This is a genomic window from Labrys sp. 22185, assembly GCF_052045555.1.
In the GTDB taxonomy this organism is placed as follows: Bacteria; Pseudomonadota; Alphaproteobacteria; order Rhizobiales; family Labraceae; genus Labrys; species Labrys neptuniae.
Genome location: NZ_JBQEPH010000002.1, coordinates 350,275 through 366,458 on the forward strand (window position 1 = coordinate 350,275; position 16,184 = coordinate 366,458).

The window sequence follows — 16,184 nt, forward strand, 5'->3', positions numbered from 1 at the left end:
CCTTGTTCGCAGCCTTGGCTCTTGCATGATGTACAATATACTGTACATATGGTCATAATATCGGACAGCACGAACTATAGGTGGTTTTTCAAGGCTGACAAGCAGGTGGCGAAATTTTTGAAGGCGTTGCAGCCGCCATCCGAAATATCGTTGCTGAAACGAGCAGTTTGAGGCTTGCATTGATGCGTGCCGTAACGTTCATCAGTGAAACAACGGCGGCGGGCAGCCCGCTCCAGCGGGTCAGGTAGGATAGGAAATGGATTCAATCAGCGACGAAGGTATTGCCAGGCGCACACGCGGGCTCGACCGTGCCTTCGAAATTCTCGATTTCCTGCGCATGAAGCGCGAGCCGACCAAGCCCAACGAGATCGCTGCCCGGATCGGGGCGCCGCGCTCATCGGTCTACGAACTGGTCAACCTCCTGCTGCGCAACGGCATTCTCGAATATGCCGATGGCGAGGGCCGGGTCTATCTCGGCCGCAAGCTCTATTTCCTCGGCGCGGCCTATGAGGACCATTTCGATTTCATGCGCGAATGCGACAAGGTCCTGGCCCAGATTGCGGCGGAGACGCGCGAGACCGCCCAGTTCTGCATGTTGGATGGCAACAAATATACGGTCGTCCGCATGAAGGAGGGCGTCAGGCCTTTCCGGATTTCCTCCGATGTCGGGCGTGCCGTGCCGATTCCCTGGACGGCGTCGGGGCGCCTCCTGCTGTCGCATCTGAGCGACCAGGAGATCCGGGATTTCGTTCCGCCCGGTGATTTCCGTCTGCCCAATGGCAGCCTGCTGGATCCGGGCCACTTCATCGCCGAAGTCCGCCAGGCCGCCGCCGCGGGCGAGTTTACCTTCAACAGCATTGTCGACAGCTTCACCCATTGCTTTGCCGTGCCCGTCTTCGACGGACAGGATCGCTGCACCGCCACGCTCTGCCTGGTGACCCCGCGCGAGGACGGCATCCGCAACCGCCAGCATTATCTCGATTGCCTGAAGACGGCGGCGCTTTCGCTGCATGGCAAGGCCGTCGGCCCGCGCGCAGCGGCCTAGCTGCAATCACGGTCGGTCGGCGCCCCGACAATGCGAAAACCCGCCTATGGAGGCGATTGATAAGCAATCCGACTGGACGAAATGTCCAGTCGTTCAGCGTCTACCTACCTGCTACCCCATGGACGTGGTCGCAACGCGATTGGTTCTCATCATGGGCGCAGCAGCCGGTTTTCGCTCTTCTCTCACGCTTGTCCGCAAGGCCTGCGGAGCCTGCCGCGCGTGCGAGGTTCGGCACCAGGCCCTCTGCACGGCCATGGCCGACGAGCATCTTTACCGCCTCGAAGGCATCACGAGCCCGGTGCTTCTCCAGCCCAATCAGGCGCTGCTGCGCCAGGGCGATCCCTGCCGCAAGGTCTACAGCCTGACATCCGGCATGCTGCGGCTATTTACCGACCTGCCCGATGGCCGGCGCCAGATCACCGATTTCCTGATGCCGGGCGACTATCTCGGCCTGGTGGATGACGATTTCCATTCCCAATCGGCCGAAGCCGTCGTTGCCTCCAGCCTGTGCGCCTTTCCCATCAACCAGATGGAGCTGCTGATGGACGAGTTTCCGAGCCTGCGGGAGCGGCTCCATCGCATGACCAGGGCGGCCTTGCGCCAGGCGCATGACAGCCAGCTCATGCTCGGCAGGCTGGCACCGCTCGAAAAGCTGGCCGGCTTCCTGCTCATGCTCGATGCCCGGACCAACCATCACCCCCGCCATGGGCGGCGGCTGCAACTGGCGATGTCGCGTACCGATATCGCCGACCATCTCGGCCTGACCATCGAGACCGTCAGCCGTTGTTTCACCCGGTTGAAGGCGCAGGGGCTGATCCGCCTGCCGGAAGCCCATCTGGTCGAAATTCTGCACGACGGCCGGCTCGCCGAGATTGCCGGCATCGGCCTGTCGCCCGAACATCTTCGGCTAGCCGCCAGTTAGTTCCACGGGCATCAGGCGGCCATCGGCGAGCGCAAGCACCCTGTCGACCGCGCCTTCCGGGATCTCGGCGTGAGTAGCCAGGATGACACTGCGTCCTTGGGTGGCGGCTGCGAGATCGGCCAGGAAATCCGTCTCCATGGCGCGATCGAGACCGGTGGTCGGCTCATCGAAGACCAGGATGTCGGCCGGTGACAGCAAGACGCGGGCGAGGCAGAGCCGCCGCGCCTGCCCGACGGACAAAGTGCGGCCCGCCTCTCCGACGAAGGCATCGAGCCCTTCGGGAAGGCTCCGCACGAAATCGGCGATCCGCGCGGCTTCGAGAGCCGCCCAGAGTTCGGCGTCGTTCGATTCTGCCCGACCAATCGACAGGTTGTCACGCACCGAGCCGAGAAAGACGGGCGCGCTCTGGCTCAGCAGGGCGATCCGCGCATGGAGATCGGCCTGGCGTACGGTGCGGATATCCGTGCCGCCCATGGCGATCGAACCGGCCTGGGGATCGTGCAGCCTGAGCAGCAAGGCAAGCAGGGTCGACTTGCCGCTGCCGCTTTCGCCGACGATCGCCACGCGCTCGCCGGCCGAAATGGTCAGGCTGAGATCGCGCAGCACCGGACGCGCCGGATCGAAGCCGAAAGTGACCTGGTTCACGGCAAGATCGCCACCCGGCAGCACCACGGGGCGTTGGGGATCGCCGATCGGGGGAGCCATCTGCGCGATCGCCCGCACCCGCTCGGCCGATGTGACGGCAGCGCCGAATTTGGCGACGCTGCGCACCAGCATGGCCGTCGCTTCGAAACTGGCGAGCACTGCAAGCAGCAGCCCGACGAGCAGAGGACCGCCGATTTCGGCCTGCCGCAAGGCCTCGATGCCGCACCAGAGCACACCGACAAGGGCGATCCCCGCCAGGGCCTGGACGGAGGCTGCGGCCAGCAGGCCGGCGCGCGCCGAACGCCTGCGGGCGCGGGCGAGGCGTTTGGCCGCCTTGTCGAATTCCTGCCCTGCCGCCGCAAGTCCCCCGAAGGCGACCAGATCGGCGTGGCCATCGACGCGATCCAGCACGGCGATGCGCAAGGCGGCGGAGGCTTCCACCAGTTCCGCTCCGAGCCGATGCGAGAACAGGATCAGCAGGGTAGGAACGCCGGCAAGGGCGAGGATCATGGCCATGGCATAGAGCGGAGCAGCGGCCGGCAGCAGGACGAAAAGCCCGACTGTCATGACGGTCCCGATCAGCAAGGCAGTGAGGATCGGGCCGAACGCCGTGAGGAAGACCGTGTCGAGCGTATCGACGTCGGCCGTGAGGCGACTGACGAGATCGCCATGCCTGAGATCGCGGGAGGGCAAGGGAACACGGGGAAACAGGCGGGCGAACAGCCAGCCCCTGAGGGCCGAGAGGAGACGCAAGGTGGCATCGTGCCCGACCAGCCTTTCGCCATAGCGCGAGAGGATCCGCACCAGCGACAGCCCCCGGATCAGCGAGGACGGTCCGAACAGGTTGAAACTCGCCGCCGCTGTGGTGAGAGCCGCTGCCGTCAGGAACCAGCCCGAGACCCAGAGCAGTGCGACGCCGGCGGCCAGGGTCAGCACGGCCAACAACAGCGCCAGACCCATGCGGCCGATGTGCTGGCGGAACAGCGGCCAGAAGGACAGCAAGGCGGTCATGCGGTCCACCTCGGCTGTTTCTGCTGCCTGTCGACATGAGGATGCGGCATCAGTAGCAGCTTGCCGCCGGCCAGCCGCCAGGCTTCATCCAGCCGGGCGGCTACGGCGGGCGAATGGGTCGCGATGATCATGGTACGGCCAGCGGCAAAACCGATCAGGGCATCCAGAACGCGGGCCTGCGTGGCGGCATCCAGATGCGCTGTCGGCTCGTCCAGGAGAATCAGGCCGGGGTCACGCAGGAACAGGCGTGCCAGGGCGACCCGATGGCCCTCCCCGCCCGACAGGCCGACGCCTCCCTCTCCGATCGGGGTATCGAGCCCCTCTGGCAGTTTCGAGGCAAAATCCAGGACGCATGCCTGTTCTGCCGCCTGCGCGATTTCCGCGGCCGAGGCGGAAGGCTTGCCCAGCCTGATATTGTTGGCGATCGAACCATGGAACAGGCGCGAGCGCTGGCTGATGAAGGCGACGCCCGCCCGCAGGCTGTCCTCGTCGATCGCAGCGAGGTCGAGCCCTGCGATGCGAATGCCGGCACCCGGCCTCAACCGGGCCAGCGTTTCCAGCAGGCTCGACTTGCCGATGCCGCTTTCACCGAAAAGCGCCAGGTGTCGGCCCGCTCCGATTTTCAGCGAGACGCCGTCGAGCAGGACGCGTTCACTGTCCGGCACCCGGATGGTCAGGTGCTCGACATGGAGCGGCAATCCGCCGGACGAAGCTGGAAGCCGGACGAAGCCTCCTGCGGCAGCGGCTTCCGGCAGGCCGGCGAAACGTGCCTCGATCTCGGCAATCGCCGCCTTGGCCGAAGCCCTGTCATGATAATGGGCGGCAAGCAGGCGCAGCGGCTGATAGACCTCCGGGGCCATCAGCAGGCAGAACAGCCCCGCCTGCAAGGTCAGGGCGGAGCCGCGCAGGTCCACGAGCCCGAGATAGGTCAGGCCGACATAGAGCGCCACGCCGGCCACCCCGAGGGCCGCGAAGAATTCCAGCACGGCGGAGGACAGGAAGGCGATGCGCAGCACCCGCAGGGTCCGGCGTCGCAGATACTCGCTCGCCCGTTGGACGTCTCTGGTCTCGAACTCGGCACGGCCGAACAGTTTCAGTGTGGTCATGCCACGCAGGCGATCGGCAAAATGCCCGGACAGCCGCACCAGTGCATCGGCTTGCGCCCTGGTCGCGGCTTCGGCTCCCCAGCCGACCAGGGCCATGAACAAAGGAATGAGCGGCGCCGTCAGTAGGAACAGCAGCCCGACCACCCAGTCGACCGGCAGCACCGCAGCGGCGAAGGCCAGCGGCAGCACGGCCGCCTGGATGCTCGCCGGCAGGAAACGGGCAAAGAAGCCGTCGAGTGCCTCGACCTGGTCGACGACTGCGGCGCTCAAGGCGCCGGAAGAGCGGGATGCTGACCACTCCAGCGAACCGGCCGACAATTTCTCGGCGAGCCGGCTGCGCAAATCGAACTTGATGCGCTCGGCCGCAACAATGCCTGCCTGTTCGCCCAGCCCTCCCAAAGAGAGTCTCAAGGCGATCAGGACAGCGATCGAGAAGATCGGGCTGCCGAGCGCTGCAACGCTTTCTCCTCCCACCACGGCCCGATGCAGCACCGATGCCAGCACGTAGGCCTGGGCGACGAGGAGAGCCCCGGAGACCAGCGGCAGGATGGTCGCGATCGCCAGTCCTCGTCGCGCATGACGAGCGAGACTGGCAAGCGCGGAACGATCGTCCCTGCTTGATCCTGCTGCGATCCGGAGACCGGACGTCTCGCCTGCCTGCTTCACACGGGCCTCATCTTAGATTCCGAAGTAACACCGGCTCCGATGGTTCACCGATGACGCCAGTATATCCATTGATCTTCTTGCGACACAAAGTGTTGCGTACTTTAGATTTTATCTTGAAAAAGCAAAATCAATCGAAGCACAATCTCGGCATCTTTAGCCGCCGTGGGCCGCCCGGGGCATTGATTTCGATCAATGCCCACCACGGGCAGCCCGTTTAGGAAAACTTGAAACTGGCGCAACGCCAGTATTGGACCGGGTTTGGCGTCTATGATTGATTTCACCATTGTCGATCTGTCGCGACTGCAATTTGCGGCGACAGCCATGTATCACTTCATCTTCGTACCTTTGACGCTCGGCCTCTCCATCCTGGTGGCCATCATGGAGAGCGTCTATGTGATGAGCGGCAATCCGGTATGGCGCCGCATGACGCTGTTCTGGGGCACCCTGTTCGGCATCAACTTCGCCATGGGCGTCGCCACCGGCATCGTGATGGAATTCCAGTTCGGCATGAATTGGAGCTATTACAGCCACTATGTCGGCGACGTCTTCGGTGCGCCGCTCGCCATCGAAGGCCTGATGGCTTTCTTCATGGAAGCCACCTTCATCGGCCTGTTCTTTTTCGGCTGGGACCGCCTGTCGAAGGTGGCGCATCTTGCCGTCACCTGGCTGGTGGCACTGGGCGCCAATTTCTCGGCCCTGTGGATCCTGATCGCCAATGGCTGGATGCAAAATCCGGTCGGCTCGGTCTTTAATCCCGACACGATGCGCATGGAGATCACCGATTTCATCGCGGTCATCTTCAATCCGGTCGCACAGGCCAAGTTCGTGCACACGGTCAGCGCCGGCTATGTTGCCGGATCGATGTTCGTGATGGCGATCAGCGCCTTCTTCCTGCTGCGCGGGCGCCACCGCGAGCTTGCCCGCCGCTCCATGGTGGTGGCGGCGAGCTTCGGCCTCGCCTCGGCCCTGTCCGTCGTCGTCCTGGGCGACGAGAGCGGCTATGTCGCCACCGAGCACCAGAAGATGAAGATCGCCGCCATCGAGGCGATGTGGGAGACCGAGCCTGCGCCGGCCGGCCTCACCCTCTTTGCCCTGCCCGGCAAGGATGGCAATCGCTACGAGGTCAAGGTTCCCTGGGTGCTGGGCTTGATCACCACCCGCAGTCTGAACAAGGAATTGCCGGGTATCCGGACGCTGGTCGAGCATGCGGAGGTCCGTATTCGCAACGGCATCCAGGCCTCGGCCAGTCTCGACGCCATTCGCAAGGATCCGAACGACAAGGCCGCCCGCGAGGCCTTCGCCAAGCAATGGCCGGATCTCGGCTATGCGCTGCTGCTCAAGCGCTACCGCGCCGATATCCAGAACGCCACGCCGGAAGAGATCCAGCGCGCGGCCCTGGACACCGTGCCCGGCGTGGCGCCGCTGTTCTGGAGCTTCCGCGTCATGGTGGCTCTGGGCTTTTACTTCATCGCCTTCTTCGGCCTCGCCTTCCTGATGAGCTGCCGCCATCGTCTCGGCGAGAACCGCGCCTTTCTGCGCGTGGCCTTGTGGAGCCTGCCCTTGCCGTGGGTGGCGATCGAGGCGGGCTGGCTGGTCGCCGAATATGGCCGGCAGCCTTGGGCGATCGAGGGCGTACTGCCGACCTTTTATGCCGCCTCCGGCCTCACCCTCACCGATCTCGTCATCAGCCTGGGCTTCTTCCTGGCGCTCTATACGAGTCTCCTCATCGTCATGATCTTCCTGATGGTGAAGACCATCCGCAAGGGACCGTCCGAGCACAGCGTGCTGGACGATGCACCGGCCGGCGCGGGCACCCTGCCCGAGCCCGCCCTCGCCCGCACGCCGCGCTGAGCCAGATCAGGATACGCACTCATGACCACGATCCCTCTCGATTATGAAACCCTGCGCCTGATCTGGTGGGCCCTGCTCGGCGTATTGCTGATCGGCTTTGCCATCATGGATGGCTACGATCTCGGTATTGGGGCATTGCTGCCCTTTGCCGCCCGCACCGACGAGGAACGCCGCATCCTCATCAACCTGATGGGGCCGACCTGGGAAGGTAACCAGGTCTGGCTGATCCTCGGCGGCGGCGCGATCTTCGCTGCCTGGCCGGCGCTCTATGCGACGTCCTTTTCCGGCTTCTACCTGGCGATGATCGCCATATTGCTCGCCCTGATCCTGCGTCCCGTCGGCTTCAAGTTCCGCGGCAAGCTCCAGGATCCGCGCTGGCGCAATCTGTGGGATTGCGCCCTGTTCCTCGGCGGCTTCGTGCCGGCTCTGATCTTCGGTGTTGCTGTCGGCAATGTGCTGCTGGGCGTGCCGTTCGGCCTCGATGCCACGCTGCGTCCGTCCTATAGCGGCAACTTCTTCGGCCTGCTGCGCCCCTTTGCCTTGCTGGCCGGGCTCGTCAGCCTCGCCATGCTGGTCACCCATGGCGCAACCGTGATTTCGGCCCGTACCCGGGGGCCGATGACGGAGCGGGCGCGCTCCTATGGCCGCCTTGCCGCCCTGGCAACCCTGGTGCTGTTTGCCTTGGCCGGGGTCTGGATCGCCTATGGCATCGACGGCTATGTCGTCACCAGCCAGCAGGACCCGTTCGGCCCCTCCAATCCGCTGGGCAAGACGGTCGCACTCGAAACGGGCCGCTGGCTCGCCAACTTCCATAACCATGGCTGGATGTGGACGGCGCCGACCCTCGGCCTGCTTGGGCCGCTGGTGGCCTTTGCCGGCCTGTCGGCCCGCATGGGCAAGCTTGCGATCTTCGGCAGCAGCCTCGCCATCATCGGCATCATCGCCACCGCCGGCCTGGCGCTGTTCCCCTTCCTGCTACCGAGTTCGCTCGATCCTCAGGTCAGCCTCACCGTGTGGGACGCTTCCTCCAGCCACATGACGCTGTTCGTCATGCTGCTGGCGACGGCGGTCTTCCTGCCGCTGATCCTGGCCTACACCACCTGGGTCTTCCGCGTGATGCGCGGTCCCGTCACCGCCGACTCGATCGGCCGCAATCCCAACGCCTACTGAAGGAGCCCGACCATGTGGTATTTTTCCTGGATCCTCGGGCTCGGCCTCGCCTGCTCCTTCGCCATTCTCAACGCGATGTGGTTCGAACTGCGCGAGCAGAAAGTGCCTGTCACCAAGGTGGCGGGCAAGCCGGACCGGTCGACGGCCGGTAACTGACAGCGGTTCTCCTGCGATCGTCAACCGATCGGTTGACGATCGCTCAGGCGGTCCTGGCGACGGCCCATCAGGCCGACGACGAGTGCCGTCAGCAGGAAGAGCAGCGAGCAGACGGCGATCACGCCCAGAAAGGCCTGCTCGAAAGCCGAGCGTGCCAGCCGGGCCAGCATGTCGGCCGACGGCGCCGGCAGCGTTTCGGCTACCAGCAGGGCTTCATCCAGGCTGTCCCGAACGGTGCCGGCAACCGGCAGATCCGGCGGCAATACCAGCATCGCCGTATAGATCGCCGACATGATGGTGCCCATCACGGCAACCCCGAGCGCGCCGCCGAGTTCGTAGGAAACCTCCTCGATCGAGGCGGCCATGCCGGCCCGCTCCTCCGGCGCATTGACCATGATCGCACTGGAAGCGGCCGACATCGACGCGCCGACGCCGAATCCCATGGCGCTCAGGGCCGTCAGCCAGAGCGCCGCTGTCCCGTCATGAGCCAGCAGGAAGGCAGCCAGACCACCGCCGGCCAGCGCCAGCGACATCCAGAGCACATGGCGGGCCCCGAGCCGCGGCAAGGCGAGACCCGCCAGCGGCCCCGCCACGATCGAGGCCAGGGGAATGGGCAGCAGAAGCAGCCCCGCCTGCAGCGGCGACATGTTCCGCACCAGCTGCAGATGCTGGCTGAACACCAGTTCCACGCCGATCAGGGCCGCCGATGACACGGTGGCGACGATGACGCCCGCAGCGAATTCAGGATTGCGGAACAGGCTGAAATCGATCAGCGGCATCTCGCTCCGGCGCTGCCGCCGCCCGAAAAGAAAGAATGCCAGGGCGCCGATGAGCCCCGCCACAAGCGCGACCTCCCAACTCGGCGAACGCTTGCCCAGTTCCTTGATGGCATAGGCGGTGGCGATCAGCCCGGCCATGATCTGGAGCGAGCCGACAAGATCCCAAGGGTGGGTGGCACGGCCCGGACGGTTTTCCAGGACCAGGCCGGCCGCCACCCAGGCGACAACGACTACCGGAACGTTGATCAGAAAGACCGAGCCCCACCAGAAGAACTCGAGCAGAAAGCCGCCCAATACCGGGCCAAACGCCGCGCCGCTCGATGCCACGGCTGCCCAGACCCCGATGGCAAAAGCCCTCTCCTCCTCGCTGGTGAAGGTGACGCGAATGATCGCGAGGGTTGCGGGCATCATCATGGCGGCACCGACGGCCAGCAAAGCACGGGCAGCGATCAGCACCATCGAACTGGGGGCGAAGGCAGCGAGCAGCGAGGCCGCCCCGAAGGCGATCAGGCCGGCCATGAACAGGCGCTTGGAGCCGATGCGATCGCCGAGTGTCCCGCAGCCCGGCAACAGGCCGGCAACGACGAGCGGATAGGCATTGAGGATCCAGAGCTTTTCGGAGGCGGTCGCGGCCAGGTCATGGGTCAGGCGGGGCAGTGCCGTGTAGAGCACTGTCAGGTCGACGACGATGAGGAACAGGGCGCTCGAAACGATTGCGAGAACCAGCCAGCGATTGTGATATGCCATGATCGAGTTCAGCGTTGTATGAAACTATCCGTGCAAAGCGGACCGCTTGCCCACCCCACCCAGCCAATATAAATACATACGTATGGAAACAAAAGAGAGAAGCGGCCTTGGCCGTCCTCGCAGCATCGACCGCAACAAGGTTCTCGATGCGGCAGAAGCCGTGGTGGCACGTATCGGCCCCGCAGGCCTGACCATCGATGCGGTCGCCAAGGAAGCGGGCATCACCAAGGGCGGCGTGCAATATTGCTTCGGCACCAAGGATGGCCTTCTCAAGGCCATGCTGGAGCGCTGGGCCGCAGGTTTCGACACCGAAGTTGCCAGGCTCGCAGCCGAGCAGCCAGGGCCTTTCGCCATGGTCCGGGCTTATGTCGAGGCCAATCGCCATACCGACGAGAAGGATGCGTCCCGTTCGGCCGCCATGCTGGCAACCCTGATCCAGAGCCCGGATCAGCTGGCCGATACCCGCGCCTGGTACCGCCGCTATCTCACGGAGATCGATCCCTCTTCTCCCGAGGGGCGCAAGGCGCGCCTCGCCTTTCTCGCCTCCGAAGGCATCTTCTTCCTGCACAGCTTTCAATTCGTGCAGATGACCGAAGCCGAATGGCAGGAGATTTTCGAGGACATAATGCGCCTGCTGCCGGACAGTCCGGCATGACGCCAGCGACTAGATTGAAGGCCAGGCGCGCGGATCCACAGCGAGAAAGGCATGAAAGAGGAAGGCACGAACGAGGAAGGCATGGCAATTTTCCAACCATCAACTTGACATATGCGGCAATTCGTTTTTCAAAGATAAGACTTTGAAAATGGATTGCGCTACCGCTGACGGTGAGCGCAGTCCGCCGATGATGGAGAAAGACCATGGCCTTCACGCTCCCCACCCTGCCCTATGCCATCAACGCCCTCGCCGCACGCGGCATGAGCCAGGAGACGCTCGAGCTCCATCACGGCAAGCACCACCAGGCCTATGTCACCGCCCTCAACGGCTTCGTGGAAAAGGATGCCGCTCTCGCAGGCAGGACGCTCGAGGAGATCATTGCCCTGGTCAAGGACCGCCCCGAGGTGGCGCCGGTGTTCAACAATGCCGGGCAGCATTGGAACCACATCCACTTCTGGCAGGCACTCAGCCCGAATGGCGGCGGCATCCCCGGCAAGCTGCAGGCCAGGATCGATGCCGATCTCGGCGGCACCGATGCCTTCAAGGAAGCCTTCAAGACGGCGGCAACCACGCAGTTCGGTTCGGGCTGGGCCTGGCTGGTCGCCGGCAAGGACGGCAAGCTCAAGGTGACCAAGACGCCGAACGGCTCCAATCCGCTCGCCACCGGCGAAGGCACGCCCCTGCTCGGCCTCGACGTCTGGGAGCACAGCTATTATGTCGATTTCCGCAATCGCCGCCCCGACTATGTCACGAACTTCCTCGACAAGCTGGCCAATTATGAGTTTGCCGAAGCCAATCTGGCCGCGCTTTGACAGCTGGGCGCAGCGTGCCGGGCGGATGGGGAGATATGCCTTTTGCGTGAAATCGCCCATTCTGTCCCCGTCACGCCGATGGCACTGACATCGCCGCGCCGGCCTCCCATCCAACGATCGGAGTTTGCCGAAGCGATGTCGAACCTGGCAGCGACGGTGTGCATCGTCGCCGGCCATTGGCAGGGCGAACGCCAGGGGCGCCCGGCGACGGCCGTGCTCTCCCTCTCGGCCGAGCCGCCTTCCCTTCTGGTTTCGATCGACCGGAGATGCCGCCTGGCCGAGCTCGTCCTTGCCTCGGGCCGCTTCTCCGTGGCGATGCTGGCGAGCGACCAGGAGAACATTGCCGATGCCTTCGCCGGCAAGCTCGGCGGCATCGACCGCTTCAGCGTCGGCGACTGGCAGAGCTGGTCGTCCGGCACGCCGCACCTGTCTTCTGCGGCGGCGTCCATCGACTGCGAACTGATCGGCAGCATGTCGATCCCCACCCATCTCGTCATCGCCGGCGCGATCGTCGGAACACAGCTGGCGAAGACGACCGCGCCGCTGCTCTGGCACCGGCGGCAATATCATCGGCCCGCCCCGCTTTCGGAGTGGCCGCCACTCTTCGCCGAGGAGCCCCAGCCATGGCCGACGCCGGCGGATTGATCGCCCGCCTGGAGCAGCAGATCATCTCCGGCCGCGACAATGCCCTTGCCCGCTTCACGCTCGGCCGGGCCCGGCTGGAACAGGACGACCCGGCGGGGGCCATCCTGCATCTCACGCAGGCCATCGCCCTGAAACCGGACTATGCCGCCGCCTACAAGCAGCTTGGCGCCGCCCATGCCAAGGCAGGTAATATATCGGCGGCGATCACCGTCTGGGACAAGGGCTGCGCCGTTGCCCAGGACAGCGGCGAGTTGCAAGCCCTGCGGGAAATGACCTCCCTGCTCGGCAAGCTGAAGCGCCTCCATTCGACCTGAGCTCCCGATCACGCCCGATTATTCGGCAGCATCGATCGCCTGCGCCGCTTCCTTGGGTGTTGTGCCCAGGGTTGCCGCCCAGAAGACCAGGGTAACCGCCGCGATGGCTGCGCCGAGCAGGCTGACACCGGTCCAGCCGGCATAGGCATAGACCAGGGTCGAGGACGACGAGCCAAAGGCGCTACCGATCGAATAGAACACCATATAGGCGGCGGTCAGGCGGCTCTGCGCCTCCGGCCTGACCCGATAGATCATGCCCTGATTGGTGACATGCACGGCCTGGAGGCCGAAATCGATGACGAGGACGCCGAGGACCAGCCAGAGGATCGAGTAAGGCAACAGTCCGATCGGCAGCCAGGCAAGCAACATCAGGCCGAGTGCGATGCCGGTCACGCGCTGCCCGTAGCCGCGATCGGTCCAGCGTCCCGCCCGGGACGCTCCGAGAGCGCCAGCCGCGCCGGCCAGGCCGAACAGGCCGATCACGCTGTGCGAGAAGGAAAAGGGCGGCGCACTCAGGGGCATCACCAGCGGTGCCAGCAGCGTGGTGATGTCGGCAAAGATCAGCATGGCGATAATGGCACGGATCCGAAGCACCGGCTCCTCGACCAACAAGGTGAAGACCGAGCCGATCAGTTGGGGATAGCTCAACCGGCTCTCCGGCCGAGGCTGGTGCGGCAGCATGCGCCAGAGCGCCAGCACGATGAGGAGAGTCACCGCGGCCGAAGCGAGATAGACCGTGCGCCAGCCTGAAAGATCGGTGAGCGTACCCGCCACCGTGCGCGCCAGCAAAATGCCGAGCACGATGCCGCTGGTGACGATGCCCACCACTTCGCCGCGCTGGGAGGGTCGCGCCAGGCTGGCGGCAAAGGCGACGAAGGCCTGGGTCACCACCGCCAGCAGCCCCATCACCGCCATGGAGACGAGCAGCATGGCGCTGTTCGAGGCGAAGGCGATCGAGACGAGAGCAAGGACGGAGAGCAGCGATTGCGCGATGACCAGCTTGCGCCGCTCGATCAGGTCGCCGATCGGCACCAGCAGGACGAGGCCGATGCCATAGCCGAGCTGGGTGGCGCCGACGATCAGGCCGGCGGTTGCTCGCGGCAGGCCGAGATCATCCGCCATCACGTCGAGCATGGGATGGGCAAAATAGGCATTGGCGACAGCAAGGCCGCTCGCCACGGCAAACAGCAGGATCAAGGTACGCGACAAGGGGGGCGCAGATGGCCCGGCCGTGATTTCAACTTCCGCGGCATGCGGGGATCCCAGCTCCACTTCGGAAGGCATGACAACTCCATCGCAATATAGGTTTAATAATGAAACCATTTGCTTCGTAAATGATGGAGTTTTATGATGCAACCAATTTCCGACAAAGAACGACGAACAGGGTCATGGTCAAGCGCAAGAGCCTCACCGGGGACTATTGTCCGAGCGCACGCTCGCTCGACGTGATCGGCGACTGGTGGTCGCTGCTGATCGTGCGCGATGCCTTCGATGGGCTGACGCGCTTCGGCGAGTTTCAAAAGAGCCTCGGCATCGCCAAGAACATCCTGTCCGAGCGTCTGAAGACGTTGATTGCCCGGGGCATTCTCAAATCCGCGCCGGCGTCGGATGGTGGTGCGCACCAGGAATATCACCTCACCGAGATGGGGCGGGATCTCTTCCCGGTGATGGTGGCCTTGCGCAAATTCGGAGAAGCCCATTTGTTTGCGCCTGGCGAGCCGCATTCCCGCCTGGTCGAACGCGAGACCGGGCAAGCCATCGAGCTCGAGATCCGCACCAGTGACGGGCGTGCCGTCGATGCCAAGGATGCCATCATCCTCAAGGTCGAGGACAACGACGCGGCGTGATGGAGAGCCTGCGCGCTTGACCTTGCCCCTGGGGCCGCCTCGATAAGAGGATGGTCAACCATCGAGGGCTGATTCATGCCGGCATCCGCGCGTTTCCTCAACCCGTCCGAAGCCGCCAGGCGGCTGGGCGTCTCGACCAAGGCCCTGCGGCTCTATGAGGACAAGGGCCTGCTTGCCCCGCCGCGCTCCGCCGCGGGCTGGCGCGTCTACGGTCCTGGGGAGATCGACAAGGCGCGGGAGATTGCCGCGTTGCGCCGGCTCGGCTTCTCGCTTGCCGAGATTGCGCGGGTGCTGAAGGGCAATAGCCGCGAACGGGTTGCGACGCTCGCGGCGCATCAGACGGCCATCAAGGATCGCCTCAAAGGACTTGCCGCCACGGCGATGACACTGCAAGCCCTCCAAAGCGGCCACGCCAACACGCCTGCGTTAGTGCCGGGGAATCTCATGCCGCGCTCTTCATCCGGCCGAGAACCAGCCATTGCCTTCGACCTGCCCTGGCCCTGGGGTGGCGAACGCTTCGCGATTCAGGACATCAAGCCGCTGACCTACATCATCGGCCCTCTCGGCAGCGGCAAGACCCGATTGGCACTGCGTCTGGCCGAAACCTTGCCGAATGCCGCCTTTCTCGGCCTGGAGCGCGTATCCGACACGGCCTCATTGCGGACAGGTTTGGCAGCCGATCCGGCTCTTCGCGATCGCGTCGAGCCGATCCTCGCGCAACTCGCCCACCACGGCGCCGGGATGTCCGATGCTCTCGCCGCTCTGGCAATCGGCCTGGCAGAAGTAGGCCCCGCCTTTCTTGTCATCGACATGATCGAGCAGGGATTGGACGAGCCGACCCAGCGCGCAGTAAGTGCCTATCTGCGAGCGCGCCCTCCCGGCACCAGCCCGCTCTTCGTACTGACCCGGTCTCATGCCATTCTGGACCTGGCGACCGCCGGTGAGGAGGAGGCCATCATCCTGTGTCCCGCCAATCACAGCCCTCCGTCTCTGGTCGTTCCCTTTCCGGGGTTCCCCGGTTACGAGGCGGTTGCGTCATGCCTCGCTTCGCGGACGGTGCGGGCGCGCACGGAGGGTGTCATCGCCTGGAGACCTGGTGCGAGCGGTCGTTCACCGGCCTGAACCGATCCAGGAAGTGGAAGGCGGCGATGTCGGAAAGTCGCCGCTCTTTCCCTGCTCAAGCCCACGGATATGCGACTGCAGCAGGGTGGCCGCGCGCCCGGCATCCCGCTGTCGCAGGGCATCGAGAATCTGCCGGTGGGCGTGGCTGGTGCCGGGGCGCCATCCCGCCGTCCGCGTCGCCGCGAAAATGATGCGCGAATTGGCGAGTTGCAGCCCATCCAGCATGGCAAGCAGCCGAGGCATGCGGCAGGGTGCCACGATCTCGCGATGGAAGGCCCGGTTAGCGAGTTCCCAATCCTCGATGGTCTCAGCCCGGTCACCGGCCTGAAGAGCCTGCTCCATCCGTTCAAAACTCGTCGCATTCAGCCAGGGAATGGCATGGCTGACCGCCAGCACTTCCAGGTTCGCCCGAATCTCGACGACTTCCTGCGCCGCTTTGCCATCGAGCGGCGCCACCCGCATGCCGCGCCGCGGCTCGTTGACCGCCAGGCCCTGGGCGCGCAGCAGCTGGAAGGCCTCGCGGGCGGGTACATGGCTCGCCTCGAACTCCGCCGCGATCCTGTCCTGCCGGAGCGGCGTTCCCGGCGCCAATTCCCCGCGCACGATGCGCTCGGCCAGGGTACGCGCTATGCGCTCGGCAACGGTTTCGGCCATGGCAGCTCCATAGATTATCTATGATAAAACCAGATGC

Annotated in this window: 16 protein-coding genes; 11 read left to right on the plus strand and 5 right to left on the minus strand. The window is 64.6% G+C overall.

Annotated elements, in window-relative coordinates:
- The first annotated feature begins 256 nt into the window (after nt 1-256).
- The gene (locus tag ACTJKX_RS06170) at nt 257-1,045 is read left to right on the plus strand and encodes an IclR family transcriptional regulator (RefSeq protein WP_311938302.1); all 789 of its coding nucleotides are present in this window, start codon (nt 257-259) and stop codon (nt 1,043-1,045) included.
- A gap of 151 nt (nt 1,046-1,196) precedes the next feature.
- Nucleotides 1,197-1,967 (plus strand): helix-turn-helix domain-containing protein, encoded by a 771-nt coding sequence (locus ACTJKX_RS06175; RefSeq protein WP_440724700.1) that lies wholly within the window; start codon nt 1,197-1,199, stop codon nt 1,965-1,967.
- Here the strand turns inward: ACTJKX_RS06175 and cydC are convergent.
- Together cydC and cydD are read right to left on the minus strand one after the other, a co-directional pair.
- Entirely contained in the window at nt 1,953-3,623 is a 1,671-nt protein-coding gene (cydC, locus tag ACTJKX_RS06180) for a thiol reductant ABC exporter subunit CydC (RefSeq protein ID WP_440724701.1), read from the minus strand. The two genes, ACTJKX_RS06175 and cydC, sit on opposite strands and share 15 nt — an antisense overlap.
- Entirely contained in the window at nt 3,620-5,395 is a 1,776-nt protein-coding gene (cydD, locus tag ACTJKX_RS06185; protein WP_440724702.1) for a thiol reductant ABC exporter subunit CydD, read from the minus strand. The genes cydC and cydD overlap by 4 nt, the downstream gene beginning before the upstream one ends.
- A gap of 267 nt (nt 5,396-5,662) precedes the next feature.
- Between cydD and ACTJKX_RS06190 the strand changes: the two genes are divergently transcribed.
- Genes ACTJKX_RS06190 through cydX form a run of 3 tightly spaced genes read left to right on the plus strand, consistent with a single transcriptional unit; the run spans nt 5,663 to nt 8,572 of the window.
- A complete protein-coding gene (locus ACTJKX_RS06190; RefSeq protein WP_440724703.1) occupies nt 5,663-7,246 on the plus strand; it encodes a cytochrome ubiquinol oxidase subunit I in 1,584 nt (527 codons plus the stop codon).
- Nucleotides 7,247-7,267: 21 nt separating this feature from the next.
- The gene (gene cydB, locus ACTJKX_RS06195) at nt 7,268-8,416 is read left to right on the plus strand and encodes a cytochrome d ubiquinol oxidase subunit II (protein WP_440724704.1); all 1,149 of its coding nucleotides are present in this window, start codon (nt 7,268-7,270) and stop codon (nt 8,414-8,416) included.
- A 12-nt stretch (nt 8,417-8,428) separates the two neighbouring features.
- On the plus strand, nt 8,429-8,572 hold the full coding sequence (cydX, locus tag ACTJKX_RS06200; RefSeq protein ID WP_311938295.1) for a cytochrome bd-I oxidase subunit CydX: 144 nt from the start codon (nt 8,429-8,431) through the stop codon (nt 8,570-8,572).
- 20 nt (nt 8,573-8,592) lie between these two features.
- Here cydX and ACTJKX_RS06205 read toward each other — a convergent pair whose 3' ends face one another.
- The gene (locus ACTJKX_RS06205) at nt 8,593-10,098 is read right to left on the minus strand and encodes an MFS transporter (RefSeq protein ID WP_394309106.1); all 1,506 of its coding nucleotides are present in this window, start codon (nt 10,096-10,098) and stop codon (nt 8,593-8,595) included.
- A gap of 82 nt (nt 10,099-10,180) precedes the next feature.
- On the opposite strand from ACTJKX_RS06205, the gene ACTJKX_RS06210 reads away from it, so the two are divergent.
- From ACTJKX_RS06210 to ACTJKX_RS06225, 4 genes are all read left to right on the plus strand, one after another.
- Nucleotides 10,181-10,753 (plus strand): TetR/AcrR family transcriptional regulator, encoded by a 573-nt coding sequence (locus ACTJKX_RS06210; RefSeq protein ID WP_394309108.1) that lies wholly within the window; start codon nt 10,181-10,183, stop codon nt 10,751-10,753.
- Nucleotides 10,754-10,956: 203 nt separating this feature from the next.
- Nucleotides 10,957-11,565, plus strand: a complete 609-nt coding sequence (locus ACTJKX_RS06215; RefSeq protein WP_440724705.1) for a superoxide dismutase — start codon at nt 10,957-10,959, stop codon at nt 11,563-11,565.
- Between the two features lie 135 nt (nt 11,566-11,700).
- Nucleotides 11,701-12,210, plus strand: a complete 510-nt coding sequence (locus ACTJKX_RS06220; RefSeq protein WP_440724706.1) for a flavin reductase family protein — start codon at nt 11,701-11,703, stop codon at nt 12,208-12,210.
- A complete protein-coding gene (locus ACTJKX_RS06225; protein ID WP_440724707.1) occupies nt 12,189-12,524 on the plus strand; it encodes a tetratricopeptide repeat protein in 336 nt (111 codons plus the stop codon). The genes ACTJKX_RS06220 and ACTJKX_RS06225 overlap by 22 nt, the downstream gene beginning before the upstream one ends.
- A gap of 18 nt (nt 12,525-12,542) precedes the next feature.
- Here the strand turns inward: ACTJKX_RS06225 and ACTJKX_RS06230 are convergent, their stop codons facing one another.
- Nucleotides 12,543-13,808 (minus strand): MFS transporter, encoded by a 1,266-nt coding sequence (locus ACTJKX_RS06230; RefSeq protein WP_440724708.1) that lies wholly within the window; start codon nt 13,806-13,808, stop codon nt 12,543-12,545.
- 104 nt (nt 13,809-13,912) lie between these two features.
- Here ACTJKX_RS06230 and ACTJKX_RS06235 point away from each other — a divergent pair, with 104 nt between their 5' ends.
- Complete coding sequence (locus ACTJKX_RS06235) at nt 13,913-14,371, plus strand: winged helix-turn-helix transcriptional regulator (protein WP_149255110.1); 459 nt, start codon at nt 13,913-13,915, stop codon at nt 14,369-14,371.
- Nucleotides 14,372-14,446: 75 nt separating this feature from the next.
- Nucleotides 14,447-15,493: a MerR family transcriptional regulator gene (locus tag ACTJKX_RS06240; RefSeq protein ID WP_440724709.1), complete on the plus strand. Its 1,047-nt coding sequence runs from the start codon at nt 14,447-14,449 to the stop codon at nt 15,491-15,493.
- Here the strand turns inward: ACTJKX_RS06240 and ACTJKX_RS06245 are convergent.
- A complete protein-coding gene (locus ACTJKX_RS06245) occupies nt 15,482-16,147 on the minus strand; it encodes a GntR family transcriptional regulator (RefSeq protein ID WP_311938283.1) in 666 nt (221 codons plus the stop codon). The genes ACTJKX_RS06240 and ACTJKX_RS06245 overlap by 12 nt on opposite strands.
- Nucleotides 16,148-16,184: the final 37 nt, after the last annotated feature.